The organism is Amycolatopsis orientalis DSM 40040 = KCTC 9412 (genome assembly GCF_000478275.1).
GTDB classification, from domain to species: Bacteria; Actinomycetota; Actinomycetes; order Mycobacteriales; family Pseudonocardiaceae; genus Amycolatopsis; species Amycolatopsis orientalis.
Genome location: NZ_ASJB01000083.1, coordinates 402,125 through 422,031, shown reverse-complemented (window position 1 = coordinate 422,031; position 19,907 = coordinate 402,125). Strand labels below are relative to the sequence as shown.

Below are 19,907 nucleotides of genomic sequence, written 5' to 3'. Positions count from 1 at the left end.
GGATGTGCGAAAGGTGACTGGAGGGGACCTTGACGACTACACCGACCGGCGGGACGCCCGAGTACGACCCGTTCAACCCGCCCGCGCCACCGCCGTCGACGCTGCCCTCGATGCCGGAGGCGGGACCGCCGACACCGTTCCCGAAGCCGAGGCCGCTGAGCGTGCCGGCCAGGGTGGCCATCGTCGTCGGCGTCGTCGCCGCGCTGGGCCTGGGGAGCCTGGCGGCCTGGGGGATCACGCAGACGGGCCGGTTCACCTCGGTGGAGGCGGGCAAATGCCTGTACCTGACCGACGAGGCGGGCGGCTCCCAGAGCTACACGACCGCGAGTTGCACGTCGAGCCGCGCGACCTTCCGCGTCGACGAGGTCCGCACCGGCTCGGCCGAGTGCCGCGGCGCGGACTACGTCCAGTTCGAGCTGTACAGCGATTCCGCCTCCCGGAGGGCTCAGAAGACGCTCTGCCTCGCACTGAACGTCGAGACCGGGGACTGCCTGCGCGACGTCGTGCACGAGACGCGGATCGCGAAGGTCCGCTGCACCGATATCACCGCGGAGGCGCGGGTGCTCGTGATGCGGGGATCGTCGGAGAGCGTGTGCTCGTCGGAAGACACCGCCCTGCACTACACCGGGCCGCCCGAGCGCACCGTGTGCCTGCGGCCGACGGGGGAGAACATCTAGCGGCCTGTCCGTCGAGGGTGTTGGCGGGACCGGCTGGCGCGGCACCTGCTGAGCGAGGTCGTGAGTGGTAATGAGGGTTAGAACCCTCGTTACCACTCACGAGCAGGCTGGCGGCTCAGCGCGGCACCATCGACTGGACGTCGAGCCGGGCGCCGAGCATGCCCGAGTTGTGCATCAGGTCGGCGACGCGCTGCAGCCGGATGCCGTTGAGCGACACCGGGTACGTCCCGAGCGAGATCAGCGACGCCGTGGTCCGGTCGATGTCGGAGAACGTCGGCAGCGCGTCGCGGACGACGGCCGGGTCGGCGGCCCGCACCTGCGCCTCGCCGAGCACCTTCCGGAAGACGGCGAGCGTGCGGGCGTTGGCCTGGCCGAAGGCGCCGGTCGAAACGTAGGACGACATCGGGAAGTCCAGTGTCGCGCCGCGGGCGCCGTCGGCGAGGATGCTCGCCCCGAGTTCCTTCTCGGCCCTCGTGATGTACGGCTCGACCATCCACGCGGCGTCGACCTCGCCGCCCTGCAACGCCTGCGGCATCCGGTCGAACGCGTGCTGCTTGAACTGGATCCTGGACACGTCGACCCCCGCCGTCCCGAGTACCGAACGGGCCGCGAGCACGCCGACGTCGTCGAGCATGTTCACCGCGATCTTCGGCGACTTCTTGACCGTCGGCTCGGTGTAGTCGGAGCCCGGGAGTGTGACGAGCGCCATGGTGTTGCGCCCGGCGGTGTAGGCCTCGCCCTGCAACTGCAGCGCCGTCCCGGCCGCGGCGGCGCGGAAGATCGTGACGTCGCCGGCGAACGCGATGTCGATCTCGCCCGCCGAAAGTTTGGCGATCGCCTGGTCGGCGGGGGCGTCGACGAGGGTCACGGAAAGACCGGCCGCGGTGAACCGCCCGTCCGCGACGGCGACCCGCAACGGCGCCGTGTCGATGGGGCTTCCGACGCCGATCCGCAGCTCGGTCCGTTCGAGCGGGGCGCCGGAATCCGGGTCACCATCGGAAAACACTCCGCAACCGGCAGTCGCCAGCAGGGCCGCTACCAGCGGAATCGCCAAGACGCGCATCATCGCCACCGCTCACCTACCGAGAGAATGTGCTCCTCCTTCTGGATCGTATGGTCCGTGCCCCATACGATCGCGTGCGGGAGACGCCGGATGGCGCGGCTTTCGATCGTTCTCGAACCTTGTTACTCTACAGTAGGTTCGGGCTCTCGTCCCCGATGTCAGCCATGGGAAAGGGTCCCGTGGTGGGAAAAGGAAACCAGGTGGCCCGTCGCGACAAGCGTCCCCGTGGGGGCGACGCGGCGGAACGGCATCCGCGCGTCGGAGGACGCTGGCGGCTGCGCAACTGGCACCTGCGTACCAAACTCTTCGTGGTGCTGCTGATCCCCGCGCTCGCGGTGGTCGCCCTCGTCGGGCTCCGGGTCAACTCGGATCTGCGGGATGCCCAGCAGCTGGCCGAATTCGCCACCCGCGGCCGGGTGGACAGCACCGTCGCCGAAGCGGTGCACCAGCTGCAGCGCGAACGCGACCTCACCGTCCGGTTCGTCGCGGGCGATCGCAAGGGTGACGTCTCCGAACTGACCGAGCAGCGCAAGCGGGTCGACGAGGCCATCGGCTTGTTCGAACGCACCCTCGGCGAAAGCAAGAGCAGGCTCGACGGCAAGGCCGCGACCAGCCTGCAGCTCACCAGTGACAGGCTGCGCGTCCTCACCGGGCTGCGGTTTTCCGCGGAACACTCCGCTTTTCCCGCCGACGCGGTCCTGCGCTCCTACAGTGAACTGATCTCCGGTCTGCTCGACATCAGCGATTCCGCCGCCGCCGACGTCTCCGATCCGGACCTCGGGAAGCTCCGCCTCGCCGGAAACGCGCTCGCGCGGATCAAGGACCAGATGTCGGTCAAGCGCGCGATCATGGCCGCCGCGCTCGCCCAGGGCGGTCTCAACCGGGACAGGACCCGCGCGCTGCTGGGAGCCGAGGCCGAACTCGCCGCCGCCCGCAACGACTACCGCACCTTCGCGACCCCCGAACAGCAACGGATGTACGACGACACGGTGATCGGCCTGATCGTCGACATCGGCAACGACATGGTGGAATCGGCGCTCATCCGCGCCGAGAACGACCAGGGACTCGGCGGACTGGACCCGAACCAGTGGGACACCTCCGCCACGTACACGGTCAATCTGGCCCATCAGGTGCAGCAGGCGCTCCTCGTCCAGTTGCAGGAACGCACGGACACCCTTGCGGCACAAGCGAGAACGTCCGCGATCTGGGACGGCGGCATCGTGCTCGCGGTACTGGTGATCGCCGGTGTGCTCTCGGTGATCATCGCGCGTTCGCTGTTGCGGCCGTTGCGGATCCTGCGCCGCAGCGCGTTGCAGGTCGCCGAACATCAGCTGCCCGCGGCCGTCGAAGGTCTGCTCAGCGATCCCGAACCACAGCCGGAGAATCTGCGACGGCGGCTGGCCGTCGCGCCTGTCCCGGTGTTCAGCCGCGAGGAACTCGGCCAGGTGGCGCGGGCGTTCGACGCGGTGCACGGCGAGGCCGTCCGGCTCGCCGGGGAACAGGCCATGTTGCGGGAGAACATCAACGCGATGTTCGTGAACCTGTCGCAGCGGAGCCAGGATCTCGTCGAGCGGCAGCTGTCCGTGCTGGACCGGATGGAGGCCGACGAACAGGATCCCGACACGCTCGCCGGGCTCTTCGAACTCGACCACCTCGCGACGCGGATGCGCCGCAACAGCGAGAACCTGCTGGTGCTCTCCGGAACCGACGTCGTCCGTGAGGACGTCGGCGCCGTCGTCGCCGACGAGATCATCGGCGCCGCGCTGTCGGAGGTCGAGCACTACCAGCGCATCGAACTCGGTGCGGCGCCGCGGATCGCGGTGCGGGGCGAGGCCGTCAACGACCTCGTGCACGTGGTCTCCGAGTTGCTGGAGAACGCGACCCGTTACTCGGACCAGAGCACGATGGTGCAGGTCGAGGGCCATACGACCGAACGTGGCGAATGGCAGATCGAGATCACCGACCACGGCGCCGGGATGCCGCAGGCGGAGATCGACCGGACCAACACACGGCTGGCGAATCCGCCGGACGTCGACGTCGAGGTCTCCCGGCGGATGGGCCTGTTCGTGGTCGCGACACTGGCCGTCCGGCACCGCATCGACGTCCGCCTGCGCTCCGCCGACGGGGGCGGGATCACCGCGGTGGTCGTCGTTCCGTCCGCGCTCATCGTCGACGCGCCACAGCCCGCCCCGCTGCCGGAACCTCCGCCCGTCACCGCCGCGCCCGAGCCGGAACCCGAACCGCCGCTGGAAGTCCCGCCGCTGCCCGAACCCGAGGAGAGCGCGGAGGAGTCGCGGTTCGCGCCAGTGCTGGATCCCGGACCGCCGCGGCGCGCGCCCGTCGTCGAACGCGAGACGCAGCCCGAATGGCCGTCGGCGGACGACGACGCGGGCAACCACCTCGAACTGGACTCGCCGACCGAGCGGATGCCCAAGTACCAGAGCGTGCTTTCGCAGTGGTTCGACCACGGTGGCCCCCGCGAAGGGCCCTCGCCCGCCGAGCCCGGCCCGCCGTCCGTTCCGTCGTTCGAGCCGGTCAAGGCGCCTGGGGAAGCCGACGCGGGCGAAGAACCCACCGTGGATCCGGACGAGCCGACCGAACCGACGCTGAAGCCGGTGGAGGCGAAGGAAAAGGCGCCGGAGCCCACACCGGAACCCGAGCCCGAACCCGCTTGGCCGACGTCCGCCGAGCTGGAACAGGAGGACGGGGCGGAGGAGACCTGGCCGGTCTTGCCCGCCGTCGTTCCCGAGGCGCGGTCGCAGGACGACAGGCCGGAAAAGCCGCGAGGGGAGAGGCCGATACTCTCACTTTCCCCCGAAGCGGTCCGCGAACGGATGACCAGCCTCCAAGGCGGGTTCCGGCGCGGTCGCCATGCCCGGGGTGAAGACAACCCTTCGGCTTGAGCGAATTGGAAGGTCCATGAGTGCGAAACCCGCCCTGCTGGAAGTGATCGCGCTGACCGCGGCGGACGCGGAGCGCGCGCAGGAGGGCGGGGCCGATCGCCTCGAACTGGTCAGCGACATGGCCAGTGACGGGCTCTCGCCGTCGGTCGGGACCCTGCGCGAAGTGCTCGCGGCCACCGATCTCCCGGTGCGCGTCATGCTGCGCGACAACCTGTCCTTCGCCGCCGCCGACCTCGACGGCCTGCGCGCGGACACCGCGCGGCTGATCGACGCTGGCGCACGTGAGTTCGTCTTCGGTTTCCTGGACGGGGAAAGCGAGATCGACGTCGACGCCTGCGAGACGCTGGCCAAGGAGCTCGACGGGCTGCCGTGGACCTTCCACCGCGCCATCGACCGAGCGCGGGATCCGTTGCGTGCCTACGACCAGCTGATCGCGCTCGGCTGCGACACGGTGCTCGCGGCCGGGCATCCGCACGGGGTCGCGCACGGCCTTTCGGTTCTGCAACGGCTCGCCCGCCGGTCGGACGGGCCCCAGCTGCTCGTCGGCGGCGGTCTGCGGGCCCAGCAGGTGCATCTGCTGCGGGCGGGCGGGGTGCGCGCGTTCCACGTCGGCAGCGCGGTCCGGCCGGCAGGCTGGGAGTCCGATGTGGACGTCGCCGCCGTTCGCGAGTGGACGGCGCTGGTCAAGGACTGAGTCGTTCGAGGACTGGGCCGTGCGCGGGCGGTCAGGTCCAGACCACATACGGTGATTCGAGGTTGCATCTTCAACTATCGGGAGCCGACCGGCTAGCGTGTGGGCATGGCTACCCGCACCGTACGTGACGCGACCAGGGAACTGCTGCGCGAACTGGGCCTGACCACGATCTTCGGCAATCCCGGCACGACCGAGATCGCCTTCCTCACGGAATGGCCCGACGACTTCACCTACGTGCTCGCGCTGCACGAGGCGTCCGTCGTCGCCATGGCCGACGGTTACGCGCGTGCGGCGCGGCGTCCGGTACTGGTGAACCTGCACTCGGCGGGCGGGGTCGGCCACGCGCTCGGGCATGTCTTCACCGCCTACCGCAACAATGCCCCGCTGATCGTCCTCGCCGGACAGCAGACCAGGTCGCTGCTGCCGGACGACCCCTTCCTCGGCGCGGTCGAGGCGGCGAACTTCCCCAAGCCGTACGTGAAGTGGAGCTGCGAACCGGCCAGGGCCGAGGACGTGCCCGCCGCGCTGGCGCGGGCGTATCACATCGCGACGCAGGCGCCCATGGGCCCGGTGTTCGTCTCGGTGCCGGTGGACGACTGGGACGTCGAGACCACTAAACCGATCGTCTCCCGGCCGCGGATCCGGGGTTTCGCGCCCGATCCGTCCGCTTTGGACGAACTGGTGTCCGCCTTGGACGCCGCCGAACGTCCGGCGATCGTGGTCGGCGCGGCCGTCGACGACGAGGGCGCCGTGCCGGACGTCGTCGAACTGGCCGAGAAGGTGGGCGCGGGCGTCTGGGCGTCGCCGATGGCCGCCCGCTGCTCCTTCCCCGAGAACCACCCGCAGTTCTTCGGTTTCCTGCAGCCGGAACGGAAAGCGCTCGCGAGCGCGCTGATCGAGCACGACCTCGTGGTCGTCATCGGTGCCCCGGCGTTCATCTACCACGTGTACCGGGGCGAGTCGGAGACCTCGTTGCCGCCGCTGTTCCTGCTCAACGCCGACGAGCAGGTACTGGCCAGGGCCGAGGTGGGCACCGGGATCCGGGCGACGCCGAAGCTCGCGATCCGCGCGCTGATCGACAAGGCCGCGCCGCGGGAAGCGCCGAAATCCCGTACCCGGCTGGAAAAGCCCGCCGCGGTCACGCCGATCACGCCGGACTTCGCCTACGCCGTGATCTCGGAAGTCCTGCCGGACAACGCGATCGTCGTCGAGGAGACGCCGAGCCACCGCAACGAACTGCACGATCACCTGCCGATCAAGTCGACCGACTCGGGTTTCCTCACCGTCGCCAGCGGCACCCTGGGCTACGGGCTCCCGGCCGCCGTCGGCGCCGCGCTGGCCCGCCCGGACCGCAAGGTCGTCGCGATCCTCGGCGACGGGTCGAGCATGTACTGCGTCCAGGCACTGTGGACGGCGGCGCAGCACAACCTGCCGGTGACGTTCGTGATCTTCGACAACGCGCAGTACGCCGCCGTGCGGATCCTCGGCGAGGCGGCCGGTGGGGAGAAGGTGCCGGGTGTCGACCTCGGCGGTATCGATTTCCCCGCGCTGGCCAAGAGCCTTGGCCTGAACACGTCGGTCGTCGAGAAGGCGGAGGACCTCAAGCCGACGCTGGAGGCCGCGCTGCCGGACGCCCGCCCGCATCTGGTGCACGTCCGCATCGACGCGAACCCGCGCACGCTCTACTGAGGAGCTGAAGGGCGCTTTCCCCGCATGCGATGCGGGGAAAGCGCGCTGGTGAGGACCTCGCGTGTCGGCCGGTGTCTCCAATGTGGCATTGGGGACACTGAACGTCTCCAATGCCACATTGGAGACACCGGCTCGCGGCAGAGCCGGACCCACCTCCCTTGACTTACCCCATCACTGATGCGGGGAAAGTCCCCTTCAGCTCTTGGTGTGGGCCTTCGTGGCGGCGTCGGCGGCCGCGTCCTGCTGCGCGAGTTCGTACTCGGCCGCGTCCGAAGCCGCGGTGACGGCTTCCGGGGCACCACCGTGCAGCAGCCGCGCCACCTCACCGCGCAGCGTCACGAACTCCGCGGACTCGCGGGTGGTGATCTGGTTCCGCTCCGCGGGCAGCCCCACCGGCAGATCCGCGACGATCGTCGCGGGCGACTTGGACAGCACCAGCACCCGGTCCGACAGGTAGACGCTCTCGTCGATGTCGTGCGTGACCACGAGAACCGTGCTCCCGTTCTCGCGCTGGACGCGGCGGGTCAGGTCTTCGAGTTCGAACCGCGTCTGCGCGTCGACGGACGCGAACGGCTCGTCCATCAGCAGCAGAGCCGGCTTGCTGGCCAACGCCCGCGCGATCGACACACGCTGCTGCATACCGCCCGAGAGCTGCCACGGGAACTTCGAGCCGACACCGGCCAGGCCGACCGACTCCAGTGCCTCCTGCGCCCGCGTACGGCGCTCGGAGCGGCTCAAGTTACGCCACCGCAAGGGGAACTCGACGTTCTTCGCCACGGAGAGCCACGGGAACAGCGAGCGGCTGTAGTCCTGGAACACGACGGCCAGATCCTCCGGCACGCCGGAGACGTCGTCGCCGTGCAGGCTGACGCGGCCGGACGTCGGCTTGATCAGCCCGGCGATACAGCGCAGGAGTGTCGACTTGCCGCAGCCCGACGGGCCGACGATGCTCGCGAGCTGTCCCGCTTCCACGGTGAACGACAGGTCGTTGACCGCGACGTGCGCCTTTTCTCCCGCGCCGTACCGGTGGTTCAGCCCGGAGACCTCGAGCATGGTTGACATCTTGCTGACCCTTCGAAAGAAAGACTAGATACGGCCGTTGCGGGTGGGTTGCCAGCGAAGCACTCTCTGCTCCACCGCGAGGAAGGCCGCGTTGAACCCGAAGCCGAGCAGGCCCAGCAGGACCAGCCACGACCACATGAGCGGGAAGTCGAACGCCTGCTGGGCGTCCATCAAGGACCGGCCGATGCCGTTGTAGGAGCCGACCAGCTCCGAGATCACCATCAGCAGCAGGGAAATGGACAGGCTCAGCCGAAGGCCCGCGAAGATCTTCGGCCCGGCCGCGGGCAGCACGATCGAGCGCACCCAGTACGACCGCGGCGTCCGGAACGACCTCGCGGTGTCGATCTTCACCTGGTCCACCGACCGGACCCCGTCCACGGTGTTGAGCAGCACCGGCCAGATCGCGCCGAAGATGATCGACCCGGTCTGCATGCCCGGCCCCAGTCCGAAGAGGACGATGAACACCGGGATCAGCGCGGGCGGCGGCACCGAGCGGAAGAACGCGAAAAGCGGGCCGACGTAGTCCATCCCGGTCTTGGACCGTCCTAACGCGACACCCAGCGCGACACCGACGGCGCCCGCGAGCAGCCAGCCGCCGAGCGTCCGGCCCAGGCTCGGCAGGACGTTGTCGAACACGGTGTCGGTCAGGAACAGCTGCGACGCCGGGCCGCTGAACCACAGCTTCACCGAGGTGGCCACGATTTCGGTCGGCGGCGGGAAGAACGGGCTCTCGGCGAGCCGGGTCGACAGCTCCCAGATCCCGACCAGGGCGAAGAACAACAGCCAGTTGCGGACCAGGAGGCCGATGCCCCGGCCCACGCGCCTGCCGACGCGGCTGGAGAGCGTGAGGGTCGTCACGAGACCGCCTCCCGGTCGACGGTGCTCCAGCGGAAGGCCCGCCTGCCGATCATCTCCAGCCCCCCGTTGATGAGGAAGCCGAGCACGCCGACCACCACGGTCCCGGCGAGCACGAGGTCGAACCTGGTCGAGCCGGTACTGGCCTGCATGATGAAGTTGCCGATGCCGAGTTTGGCGCCGGCCAGGAATTCGGTGCTGACCACCGCGATCAGCGCGATGTTGGCGGACAGCCGGACCCCGGTGAACACGAACGGCGCGGTATGCGGCAGCGCCACCGACGTCATCGTCCGGAACTTCCCGGTGCCACAGGCCTTCGCCGTTTCCAGCAGGACGGGGTCGATCTCGCCGAGCGCGTAGATCGTGTTGAACATGATGGGCCACAACGACGCGTACACGGCCAGCGTGATCTTCGCTTCGGGGCCACCGCCGATGAGCAGGAGCACCAGCGGGATCAGCGCGACCGCGGGGATCGGCCGCAGGAACTCGATGATCACCGCGGTCGCCGTCCGCAGGCCGGGGATGCTGCCCAGCAGCAGTCCGGCGGGTACGGCGATGGCGACCGAGATGACCAGGGCGATCGCCCACGCGAGGAACGTGGCGATCAGGTCCCGGATGAACTGCACCTCGCCGAACTGCTCGACGATCGTCACCAGCACGACGGACGGCGGGGGGAGGAACTCTTTACGGACCAGGCCGGCCTGGACGATGACTTCCCAGATGAGGAAGAAACCGGCCAGACCGGCCAGGGCACGGAGAAATCGTGGCACCTTGACCTTTATCCAGCTTGAGGGGCGAGCATCGGGGCGGCGTCGAGCTTGGCCGTCAGCACCCCGGTCTGCAGCAGCAGGTCCGGGACACGCTGCAGGCGACGGGCGTCCAGGGTGGACCCGAACGTCGGCAGCGTGAGCAGCGACGCGGTTTCGGCGTCGACCTTGGCGTACTTGACGATCAGCGGTTCGATCTTGGAACGGTCGGCCGAATCACGCACGGCCTTGGTCAGCGCACGCTGGAACGCGGCCAGCGTCTTGGGGTTCTTGTCCACGAAGGAGCCGAGAGCGCCGAAGCCCGCCAGGGGGAAGTCCTGGGTGGCGCCGGTCGCGATGTCGACGACCGGGGTCGCGCCGACGATCTTGGAGGCCTGGGTCAGGAACGGCTCGGGCAGGTAGCCCGCGTCGACCTGGCCCGAACCGAGCGCGTTGGCGATGTTCGGCAGTGCCATCGGCACCCACTGGACCTTGCTGGTGTCGACACCGTGGTCCTTCATCACCGAGACGGTGAGCAGGTGGGAGGCGGTGTTCTTGTCGGTGATCGCGATCTTCTTGCCCGCGAGGTCGTTGATCGTCTTGACCGACGAGTTGGGCGTGGTGACCACCGCGTTGCTCTTCGGGCTGGCCGACACGGCGTCCGCGACGAGCCGGATGTCGGCCGCGCCCTTGCTCTTCGCGATGAAGAAGGGCATGTAGGTGGAGAAGGCGATGTCGACCTCGCCACCGATCATCTTGGTCATCGACGCCTGGCCGCTGGGCGCGTCGACCGCTTCGACCTCGAGGCCCTCGGCCTTGAAGTAGCCGCCTTCCTGCGCCAGCCGCAGCGGGGCGAGGTCGACGACGGGCAGCAGGGCCACCTTGATCTTCGGCTTCTCCAGAGCGCCGTCACCACCGGACGCCTTGGGCGCTTCATCGCCCCCGAGTGCGCCACAGGCGCCCAATGTGGCCAGCATGAGCGCGCTCAAGGCGATGCTGATGGCACCCCGTCCGCTAGGCGAGCCGCTTCTGCTCATGGCGTTTCGAAACAAAGCCAACTCCTCGGAAACAATGAATCACCGTTTGGGGAATTTCATCAGTGTCGTGGCTTCATTCCGCCAGGCACGCGGTCACCTTAGAGATTTGCCCACCCGCTCACAATGGGTGTCGTGAGCGGGTGATCATTTTAGGCCATTCGCCCGATCACCTGATCACCCGCTTGGACACCGCTACTTTTAGTAATCAAATTGCGGGTTGAACGGTAATTCGGAGTAACCGCGTGTCATCAGCTGGTGGTCTGCGGCGCGATCATCGGGCCGACGTCGATCTTGCTCTGGATGGCGCCCATCTGCAGGAGCAGGTCCGGGACCCGCTGGATGCGGCGGGGGTCCAGGGTGGACTGGAAGGTCAGCAGTGTGGTCAGCGCGGCGGTGTCCTGGTCGATCTTGGCGTACTTGACCAGCAGCGGCTCGATCTTGGAGCGGTCGGCGGCGTCGCGGGTCGCCTTCTGCATGGCGCGCTGGAAGGCGGCCACGGTCTTCGGGTTCTCGGAGACGAACTTGCCGAGCGCGCCGTAGCCGGCGGTGGGGAAGTCCTGGGTGGCGCCGGTGGCGGTGTCCACGACCGGGACGGTGCCCGCCTGCTTCGCGGTCTGCGTGATGAACGGCTCGGTCAGGAAGCCGGCGTCGATGTCGCCGTTCTTGAGCGCGTTCCCGATGTTCGGCAGCGGGACCGGCACCCACTGGACCTTGCTGGCGTCGACGCCGTGGTCCTTCATGACCGACTTGGACAGCGTGTCGGACACGGTGTTCGGCGCGGTGATGCCGATCTTCTTGCCTGCCAGGTCGCTGACGCTCTTCACCGAGGACGTCGGCAGCGTGACCAGCATGGTGCTCTTCGGGCCCGCGGAGGAGGCGTCCGCGACCAGCTTGATGTCGGCGGTGCCCTTGCTCGCCGCGATGAAGAACGGTGTGTAGCTCGCGTAGGCCACGTCGACCTCGCCGCCGATCAGCTTGGTCAGCGAGACCTGGCCGGTCGCGGCTTCGATGGCCTCGACGTCGAGGCCCTCGTTCTTGAAGTAGCCGCCGTCCTGTGCGAGCCGGAGCGGGGCGAGGTCGATGGTCGACATCACGGCGACCTTGATCTTCGACTTCTCGAGGTTCCCGGAGCCGCCGGAGGAGGACGAATCGTCGCCGCCGAGGAGGCCACAGCCGCTGACCGATACCGAAACGACGGCCGCCATCGCGAATGCGAGGGCTCCACGCCGACCGAGGCTGACGCTCAAGGCCTTCTTCGAGCTTGCAGAGCCAAGCAAAGGGGTGCTCCTGATCAAGGGAGGGACACGTGATGACGTGGCCTGATGTGGAATTCGGAAGTGACTCTTTGTCGAGCCACGGGCCCACTGTAGAGAACGGACACAGCGCTCACAATGGGTGGTCATCCCATGATCCCAAGTGGTAACGATCACCCGAACAGGTTGTTTGTCAGAAGTGAACACAACTCGGCGTGTTCATGCTGGGGACTTGTTGACAACTGAGTGCCCACGGGTCAAGGGCCGTCCGGGGTCTTCTTGTACGTCTTGACCGAAGGGTTACATCTGGCCCTCCCGTTCGCTACCCTCATGCACCGGTAGTGAGGTGTGGACCACTGATGTAGTGAAAGAGAGTGCCTTGGATGGCCGAACGCTCTGGACCTTTCCCGAGGTGCAAGGCACTCTGTGTCGAACAAGCTGAACACGTCCGTGCTTCACTGGTGCGTGTCCACGCACTGGCGGGTTAGGCCGAACAGACCAATGAAGCCAGGCGGGAATTCGGCAAAGTGCACCTGAGAGACTGCGTCGAAGACGACCCCCTCATCCGGAGGAGTGACCCCGCGCGTCACGAACATCCCTGCCACGCGGCAGGAGTGTGCGGGTAGTGGTCTCCGACAATCGACGCAGACAGCAGAACGGCCAGTTCGAGAACGGCATGTCCAAAATGGGCTTTCCCGGCCCGGATGAAGATGATGGTGGTGCGGCGGTGCCGAACGAAGACACCGCGGGGGTGGGAGGGGCCCCTGCGCGGGATACCGGAGACGGTCCTGGCGGGAAGTCCGGGTCGTTCCTGGGCCTGCGTAACTGGCGTCTGCGATCCAAGCTCGCGGCCGTCCTGATCATTCCGACGCTGACCGCGCTCGCGCTCGGCACGCTGCGCGTGATCGACGACAGCAGCGAGGCCGCCCGGTTCCAGGACACGGCCGATCAGGTCGCGTTCGCCGACAAGATCACCCTCGTGGTGCACGAGCTGCAGAGCGAACGCGCGCTCGCCGTCGCCAAGATCGCCGCCGACGAACCGTCGCGCCAGGCCGGTCTCGACGCGCAGATCGCCAAGGTCGACCGCGCCGTCGACGACCTGCGGGCTTCGGCGAACCAGATCAACCCGGACGATCAGGACACGAGGGACCGCTACTCGCGTGGTCTGCAGCGGCTCGACGCCCTGCGCCCGCTGCGCGGCGCGATGAACACCTCGCTGCTGGGCGACACCCCGGTCCTCATCGCCTACTCCGGCATCCTCGACTCGCTGGTCCAGCTCGGCCGCGAGGTGACCACCGCGGTCACCAACCGCGACGTGCTCCGGCTCGGCACCACGGTGCAGGCGATCAGTGAGAGCAAGGAGTACATCGCCCGCGGTGACGCGGCGCTGCTGATCGCCTCCTTCCGCTCCTCGTTCCCCGGCGACCTGTTCGACCAGGCCCGTTCGGCGGTGGCCAGTGGCGACGCCTCGACCGCGGCCTTCCTCGCGAACGCCAGCCCCGAACAGCGGCAGCTGTACTCGGACACCTTCTCCGGTCCCGAGGTCGACGACCGCCGCCGGATCACCACGATGGCGTTCTCCCTGCACCAGCAGAACCAGCCGCCCGCCATCGACAACGTCGCGCTCGGCAACGACAGCCGCGTCGCGCTCGACAAACTGCGCGCGGTCGAGACCAACCTGCTCGGCCAGCTGCGGGCACAGGCCGACGACCTGGCCACCTCGGCGATCAACTCGGCCTGGATCGGCGGCGCGGTCGTGCTGCTGGCCCTGCTCGCGGCGCTCGCCCTGATGCTCGTCATCGCCCGCCTGATGCTGCGCCCGCTGCGGATCCTGCGGAAGACCGCGCTCGACGTCGCCTACACACGACTGCCGGAAACCGTGCAGGCGATCCTCGACGACCCGGATCCGGTCAACGCCTCGAAGCGCTCGGTCGAACCGGTTCCGGTCACCTCGCGTGACGAGATCGGTGAAGTCGCGCGTTCGTTCGACGTCGTCCACGCACAGGCCGTCAAGATGGCCGCCGAGCAGGCCCTCCTGCGCGAGAACGTCAACGGCATCTTCGTGAACCTGTCCCGCCGGTCGCAGCGGCTGGTGGAACGCCAGCTCGGCGTGATCGACCGGCTCGAGGCCGACGAGCAGGACCCGGACCACTTGGCCAGCCTGTTCGAACTCGACCACCTCGCCACGCGGCTGCGCCGCAACGGTGAGAGCCTGCTGGTGCTCTCGGGCGCCGGTCTCGCGAAGTCGGTGCCCAAGCCGGTGCCCGCCGCCGACGTCATCGGCGCCGCGGTCTCGGAGATCGAGCAGTACGCCCGGATCGAGATCGGGATCGTCCCCGACGTCGCCGTCCAGGGCCTGACGATCCACGACCTCGTGCACGTGCTCGCGGAACTGCTGGACAACGCCACCTACTTCTCCGAGCCGGAGACGAAGGTGACCGTCCGGGCGGTGATCACCCGCAAGAAGGCGCTCGCCATCCAGGTCACCGACCACGGTGTCGGCATGACCGAGGACCGGCTCGCCGAGGTCAACCAGCGACTGGCCGACCCGCCGGACCTGGACGTCTCGGTGACCCGGCGGATGGGCCTGTACGTGGTCGCGCGCCTGGCGCGCCGCCACGGCATCGAGGTCCGGCTCCGCGAGAACGAGGACATCGAAGGCGGCGTGATCGCGCGGGTCGTCGTGCCCGCCGAGCTGCTCACGCAGATGCGGCCCGGCTCGCGGAACACCCCGCCGCCGTCGAACCGCTCGGAGACGTCGATGCCGTCGATGTCCGAGATGTCGACCTCGCTGCCCAGCATCCCGGCGTCCGACCGCGGTCTGGAGATGACCCCGCCGCCGCCGTCGAAGCCGCCGTCCCACCAGCCGGTCGCGCAGCAGGGCGGGCTCGTCCCGCTCGACCAGCCGATCAGCCTCGACGACCTGGTCGCGGGCAAGAACGCGGCCGGGCCGTTCCTCAGCCCGGCGGCCCCCGCCGAGGAGACGCCGGCGTGGCCGACGGCCGAGGACATCTCGCCGGCGAACGGCGACGGCGCCTCCAGCGGCACGGAGACCCAGTTCGCGTCGCTCGTGCTGCCGAAGCGCGAGCCGAGGTACGTGCCGGTGAACCCGGTCGAACCGCCGTCGCAGCCCGAGGAGCCCGCGGATTCGGGCAAGTCGGCGCTGGACGACGACGTCCCGACCAGGCGCCTCCCGATCTACCAGTCGGTGCTCTCGCGCTGGTTCAGTGAAGGCGACGAGGCTGGTGAGCCTTCGGGTGCCTCCTACGCGGAGGACACCGAGTCGGACGTGCCCGAGCAGGCCCGCAACGGCGCCACCGACGTCGAAGACCCCGCCGCGGAGAGCCCCGACGAGGCGTTGCCCACTCGGACCCCGCAGAGTGTTCCGCCGGAGACGGTGCTCCAGGACAATGGCTGGCGGAGCGCGTCGGACGACGGCTGGCAGGCGGCGCAGGTCCTGTACGAAGACCGGAACGAAGAGATCACCCCGGCGGGCCTGCCCAAACGGGTGCCGAACCAGTACCTCGTCCCGGGCTCGATCGGCGGGAACGAGCCGAAGAAGGAAGACTCCTTCGCCGACAAGACCTCCGGAATGCCGGGAACGGGTGCGATCGCCCGCTCGGCGACGGCGGCTCGGAGCCGGATGGCAAGCTTCCAGAAGGGCTACACGTCGGGACGGCACGCGTTGAAGGAACGCCCGCTCGATGCGCTGGATGACAACGGCGTTCCGGTGACTGGCAGGGGTGCGGGTTCCCCTGCCGATGACAGCAGTAAGGAGTGAAAGTGACACGGGCGGGTGCGATGCAGCCGGGGGGTCCGGCGCAGCCTGGCGGCCAGGCGCAGGGTAAAGGACACACGAGCAGCTTTGCCTGGCTGATCACGGATTTCGTGCACCGGGTCCCGGGCGCGGCGCATGCCGTGGTGGTGTCGGCGGACGGTTTGCTGCTGGCCTCCTCGAAGGGACTTCCCAAGGACAGGGCCGACCAGCTCGCCGCGGTCGCGTCGGGGCTCACCAGCCTCGCGCGCGGTGCGGCCAAGGTGTTCGAAGGCGGCACGGTCGCGCAGACGGTGGTCGAGATGGCCAACGGCTTCCTCTTCCTGATGTCGGTGTCCGACGGGTCCTGTCTGGCGGTCCTCGGATCGCCCGAAAGTGACATCGGCCTGGTCGTCTACGAGATGACCCTGTTGGTGGAACGCGTGGGACAACAGCTGACACCGGAGATGCGCGCGCAGCTGCAGGGCGCGTCGGTCCGCCGCTGAGCGACCGGGAACCGAGGAGAATGCCGTGGACGACGGGCGCTTGAGGGGCGATGGCCGGCTCGGTGACGACTTCTCCGGCGGGTGGTCGGAACGTGACGACGGCCGGGAGGACTGGACGTCCTTCCGGGACCGGGTCGACCGCGAATGGCGATCGCGCCGGGCACAGGGGTCGGACGACGACCCCGTGTCCCCGGACGAGGCCTCCCGCTGGCTGACCGATTCGAACGCGGGACAGGGACCCGCCGATTTCAGCGTTTCCGACTACCGGGAACGCCTGCTCGGCGGCCCCGGTGCCGAACTGTTCGGCGGTGGGAGCGGTCCGCTGTACGACTCGGGCGAATTCGCCAAGTTCTCCTTCGACAAGGAGGAGGAGCGCCGGGCGGCGGCCGCCGCCGACCCGCTGGCCGCGGCACTGCCGCAGCAGGCGCAGAACGAGTACGTCGACGAGCCGTACACCACCGACGTCGAATCCTCAGGCCTGGTCCGGCCGTACTTCCGCACGCGGGGACGGACCAAGCCGACGTACGACCTTGCCATCGAGGCGCTGATCTCGACCAGTGAACAGGGACGCGTGCTCGACCGGGTGCGCGTTCCCGAACACCGGTCGATCTGCGACCTTTGCCTGGACACCCGGTCCGTCGCCGAAGTCGCGGCGCTGTTGCGCCTGCCGCTCGGCGTGGTCCGGGTGCTCATCGGAGACGTGGCCGGCCTCGGCCTGGTCCTGGTGCACACCGCCAGCCAGAACGTGGGTGACCGGCCCAGTATCGAGTTCATGGAGAGGGTGCTCAGTGGGCTTCGGAGAATTTGACTCCGACGCGAATGCGCCGCAGGTGACCGGACCGACTTCGTCGGCCAAGATCGTGGTCGCTGGCGGATTCGGCTCGGGGAAGACCACGCTGGTCGGGGCGGTTTCGGAGATCGATCCGCTGACCACCGAGGCCATGATGACCGAGGCCAGTACCGGCGTCGACGACAATTCGGCAACCCCGAACAAGTCGACGACGACCGTGGCCATGGACTTCGGCCGGATTTCGCTGGACTCGGACCTGGTGCTGTACGTGTTCGGTACGCCGGGCCAGCACCGGTTCTGGTTCATGTGGGACGACCTCGCGGTCGGCGCCATCGGTGCCGTCGTGCTGGTCGACACGCGACGGCTCGCCGACGCGTTCCCGTCGATCGACTTCTTCGAGAACCGGAAGCTGCCGTACGTCGTGGCGATCAACTGCTTCGACCGGCTGCTGCACCACCAGATCGAAGATGTCCGGCACGCGCTGACGATCTCACCGTCCGTGCCGATCATGGCCTGTGACGCTCGGGAACGTGAGTCCGCCAAGCAGGTGTTGATCTCGGTCGTGCAGCACGCCATCGCACACGATTCGGCGTTGCGGGCCGGATAAAACAGACGAATGCCCGGAGCGGATGCGGCCGTTGGAGTGAACTCGGCAGGCTTCACCCGCTTCGGGCATCGGCGCCACCGGCCGGAGTGCACGTGGGGCGATCCCCTCGGCCCGATCCGGTGCTGCCGTCGCCCGATCGGGCGACCGAAATGCCGGTGACCTGCGCGGACGCCGATTCACGCCCGGTCGCACGACGCCACCACAGGGTGACCCACGAATGCGTGGTTCGCGATGAGTCGACGCGGTGAGCGGCTGGACGTTCACGTTCGGTTAGCGCTCTCGGCCGGGTGGCGGGCTCGACACGATCGGCGGGACGAATACGCTGGGTGGAGGCGTCTTTCGGCTCATCGGTGCTTGGTCGGTGCTGGTCAGCGAGAGAGGTCCGGACCACGCCGCCCAGGTGGTCTTGACGCAGCGAGGAGGGACTTGTGACGGCATCCGGGCAGCAGCAGAGCTCGTTCGGCTGGCTCATCACGGATTTCGCGCGCCGGGTTCCCGGTGCGGCGCATGCCGTGCTGGTCTCGGCGGACGGGCTTCTCCTCGCGCCGTCAGAAGGGCTGCCGCAGGAACGGGCCGAGCAGCTGTCCGCGGTCGCCTCCGGGCTGATCAGCCTCACCGCGGGCGCGGCGCGCTGCTTCGACGCGGGCGGGGTCAACCAGACCGTCGTCGAGATGGAGCGCGGGTACCTCTTCCTCATGTCGGTCTCCGACGGCTCGTCGCTCGCTGTACTGGCCGCGCCGACCTGCGACATCGGCACCGTGGCCTACGAGATGACGCTGCTCGTCGAGCGGGTCGGTCAGCAAATCACCCCCGAGCTGCGGGCGCAGCTGCAGGGCGGCGTACGTGGGTGACCGCCGATGAAGATCACCGGGTTCACCGAGCCGGAACCGTCCGGCTGGGACTCCCTGTACCAGGGCACCGAACGCGAGGCCTTCGACTCCCCGAGCCGGTTCGAGCTGAGCTCGATCAGCACGGTCATGCCGCGGCGCCCGCCCGCTCCGCCGGAGTCCGTCCCGACGGCCCCTTCGCCGATCCGCCAGCCGTCTCCGCGGCCCGCGTCCACGGGTAACGGCGCCGCGGGTTCGGGTCCTTCCGGCAGCGCGCCCGCGTCGGTCTACCTGCCGTCCTCTGGCTCCCGTGTCCGGCCCTACACGCGCACCGGCGGGCGCACCCGCACCGCGCACGACCTGGCGCTGGAGGCGCTGGTGTCGACCAGCGACGACGGCCGCCGGTATCGCGGCGTGCGGACCATCGAGCACCGGCAGATCTGCGACCTCTGCCTGGACACCCGGTCGATCGCGGAGATCGCCGCGCATCTGCGGCTGCCGCTGGGCGTGGTGAAGGTGCTCGTCGGCGACATGGCGGACGCGGGGCTGGTGCTGATCCACCAGACGGAGCTGATCCTCGGGGACTCCTCTTCGCGCGCCTTCATGGAACGCGTCCTTCAAGGCCTTCGCGCCCTCTGACCCCCTCCCCTCCGCATTTCGTCCTCTGAATGCGGTGGTGGAATCTTGCGACCAGTTGACTACTTTAGGGTCAACATCGGTCGCCTTGGGTAATGGTATGCGCTCCGTCCCGATAGCACCTCGGTCGTCAGTGAACGGGATCTCAGCGTGACGCCGGTCTTCCTGATCTGCGTTAACCTGGTCGAGGAGTAGTCGGTGGGGTACTGGAGAAAGCATCCTAGGAAGGATCTGGAAGCTGTTCTGGAGCACTTCCATCGGGCAGGATGGCGGATCTTGGATCCGCCGACCTACTACACCATCCGTTGCCCTTGTGGGCAGCATCAGCGGTGGATCCACCTGACGCCAAGCGGCGCCAACTACGGAAAGAACGCAGTGTCCTGGCTGCTGCGTCAACCTTGCTACCAGATCGAAGGGGGTTCCTGATGGGTGTGACGGTCCACACGCACTGGGTGTTCATCGCCGACGGCGACGGTGATCTCTTCGATTACTGCGACAAGGTGATGCGAGCGCTCCTCGAACAGGAACGGTGCCTCGGCGTATTCGCCGACAGCGCGGTATCCGCGGACGCCGGTCGGGCGGTGATGGAGATCGAGGCCGATGTGTCCGGCGACGACCTCTCCCACGCCATCGCGGAAGGTCATGCCGCTGTTCGGTCGGCCTTGCATTCGGTCGGGATCGGAACGCCGGACTGGCCGACGCACGGCGAGGCCATGTCGATGGTGCTGAAAGACCTCCGCACCGAACAGCTCGTCTAGTCACCCGCGCAACTACCGCATCCAGAGGACGAAATGCGGGAGTCCGAGCA

The 19,907-nt window shown here is 68.4% G+C and carries 19 protein-coding genes; 13 read left to right on the top strand and 6 right to left on the bottom strand.

The window, feature by feature from the left end; translation table 11 throughout:
• Positions 1–29 precede the first annotated feature (29 nt).
• A complete protein-coding gene (locus L324_RS33190) occupies positions 30–677 on the top strand; it encodes an LppU/SCO3897 family protein (protein WP_037318070.1) in 648 nt (215 codons plus the stop codon).
• A 115-nt stretch (positions 678–792) separates the two neighbouring features.
• On the opposite strand, the gene L324_RS33185 is transcribed toward L324_RS33190, so the two are convergent.
• A complete protein-coding gene (locus tag L324_RS33185) occupies positions 793–1,740 on the bottom strand; it encodes an ABC transporter substrate-binding protein (RefSeq protein ID WP_235783732.1) in 948 nt (315 codons plus the stop codon).
• Positions 1,741–1,940: 200 nt separating this feature from the next.
• Between L324_RS33185 and L324_RS33180 the strand changes: the two genes are divergently transcribed.
• The 3 genes from L324_RS33180 to mdlC all read left to right on the top strand — a co-directional run bounded on the left by L324_RS33180 (position 1,941) and on the right by mdlC (position 7,026).
• On the top strand, positions 1,941–4,643 hold the full coding sequence (locus L324_RS33180) for a sensor histidine kinase (RefSeq protein WP_173426429.1): 2,703 nt from the start codon (positions 1,941–1,943) through the stop codon (positions 4,641–4,643).
• A 16-nt stretch (positions 4,644–4,659) separates the two neighbouring features.
• Positions 4,660–5,337 (top strand): copper homeostasis protein CutC, encoded by a 678-nt coding sequence (locus L324_RS33175; protein WP_037318066.1) that lies wholly within the window; start codon positions 4,660–4,662, stop codon positions 5,335–5,337.
• A 105-nt stretch (positions 5,338–5,442) separates the two neighbouring features.
• A complete protein-coding gene (gene mdlC, locus L324_RS33170) occupies positions 5,443–7,026 on the top strand; it encodes a benzoylformate decarboxylase (protein ID WP_037318064.1) in 1,584 nt (527 codons plus the stop codon).
• 195 nt (positions 7,027–7,221) lie between these two features.
• Here the strand turns inward: mdlC and L324_RS33165 are convergent, their stop codons facing one another.
• From L324_RS33165 to L324_RS33150, 4 genes are read right to left on the bottom strand one after another with little or no spacing between them, the layout of a single operon-like run.
• On the bottom strand, positions 7,222–8,088 hold the full coding sequence (locus tag L324_RS33165) for an ABC transporter ATP-binding protein (RefSeq protein ID WP_037318062.1): 867 nt from the start codon (positions 8,086–8,088) through the stop codon (positions 7,222–7,224).
• A 24-nt stretch (positions 8,089–8,112) separates the two neighbouring features.
• Positions 8,113–8,946 carry an ABC transporter permease gene (locus tag L324_RS33160; RefSeq protein ID WP_037318060.1) on the bottom strand — a complete coding sequence of 278 codons (834 nt, stop codon included), beginning with the start codon at positions 8,944–8,946 and terminating at the stop codon, positions 8,113–8,115.
• The gene (locus L324_RS33155) at positions 8,943–9,713 is read right to left on the bottom strand and encodes an ABC transporter permease (protein WP_037318058.1); all 771 of its coding nucleotides are present in this window, start codon (positions 9,711–9,713) and stop codon (positions 8,943–8,945) included. The genes L324_RS33160 and L324_RS33155 overlap by 4 nt, the downstream gene beginning before the upstream one ends.
• A gap of 8 nt (positions 9,714–9,721) precedes the next feature.
• Entirely contained in the window at positions 9,722–10,666 is a 945-nt protein-coding gene (locus L324_RS33150; RefSeq protein WP_037318056.1) for an ABC transporter substrate-binding protein, read from the bottom strand.
• On the opposite strand from L324_RS33150, the gene L324_RS42585 reads away from it, so the two are divergent.
• On the top strand, positions 10,665–10,862 hold the full coding sequence (locus L324_RS42585) for a hypothetical protein (protein WP_152547068.1): 198 nt from the start codon (positions 10,665–10,667) through the stop codon (positions 10,860–10,862). The genes L324_RS33150 and L324_RS42585 overlap by 2 nt on opposite strands.
• Positions 10,863–10,974: 112 nt before the next feature.
• On the opposite strand, the gene L324_RS33145 is transcribed toward L324_RS42585, so the two are convergent.
• Positions 10,975–11,817, bottom strand: a complete 843-nt coding sequence (locus tag L324_RS33145) for an ABC transporter substrate-binding protein (protein WP_418189801.1) — start codon at positions 11,815–11,817, stop codon at positions 10,975–10,977.
• On the opposite strand from L324_RS33145, the gene L324_RS44335 reads away from it, so the two are divergent.
• From L324_RS44335 to L324_RS33110, 8 genes are all read left to right on the top strand, one after another.
• On the top strand, positions 11,807–12,049 hold the full coding sequence (locus L324_RS44335; RefSeq protein WP_418189802.1) for a hypothetical protein: 243 nt from the start codon (positions 11,807–11,809) through the stop codon (positions 12,047–12,049). The two genes, L324_RS33145 and L324_RS44335, sit on opposite strands and share 11 nt — an antisense overlap.
• Before the next feature lie 606 nt (positions 12,050–12,655).
• On the top strand, positions 12,656–15,760 hold the full coding sequence (locus tag L324_RS33140; protein ID WP_037318856.1) for a sensor histidine kinase: 3,105 nt from the start codon (positions 12,656–12,658) through the stop codon (positions 15,758–15,760).
• Positions 15,761–15,780: 20 nt separating this feature from the next.
• Positions 15,781–16,239, top strand: coding sequence for a roadblock/LC7 domain-containing protein (locus L324_RS33135; RefSeq protein ID WP_085939650.1), 459 nt, complete (start codon positions 15,781–15,783; stop codon positions 16,237–16,239).
• 25 nt (positions 16,240–16,264) lie between these two features.
• Positions 16,265–17,047: a DUF742 domain-containing protein gene (locus tag L324_RS33130; RefSeq protein WP_037318052.1), complete on the top strand. Its 783-nt coding sequence runs from the start codon at positions 16,265–16,267 to the stop codon at positions 17,045–17,047.
• Complete coding sequence (locus L324_RS33125; protein ID WP_007033392.1) at positions 17,028–17,636, top strand: GTP-binding protein; 609 nt, start codon at positions 17,028–17,030, stop codon at positions 17,634–17,636. Before L324_RS33130 ends, L324_RS33125 begins: the two co-directional genes overlap by 20 nt.
• Positions 17,637–18,064: 428 nt before the next feature.
• Complete coding sequence (locus L324_RS33120) at positions 18,065–18,487, top strand: roadblock/LC7 domain-containing protein (protein ID WP_037318050.1); 423 nt, start codon at positions 18,065–18,067, stop codon at positions 18,485–18,487.
• Between the two features lie 6 nt (positions 18,488–18,493).
• A complete protein-coding gene (locus L324_RS33115) occupies positions 18,494–19,102 on the top strand; it encodes a DUF742 domain-containing protein (RefSeq protein ID WP_037318048.1) in 609 nt (202 codons plus the stop codon).
• Between the two features lie 422 nt (positions 19,103–19,524).
• Positions 19,525–19,857: a hypothetical protein gene (locus L324_RS33110; RefSeq protein ID WP_037318046.1), complete on the top strand. Its 333-nt coding sequence runs from the start codon at positions 19,525–19,527 to the stop codon at positions 19,855–19,857.
• The last annotated feature ends 50 nt before the right edge of the window (positions 19,858–19,907 follow it).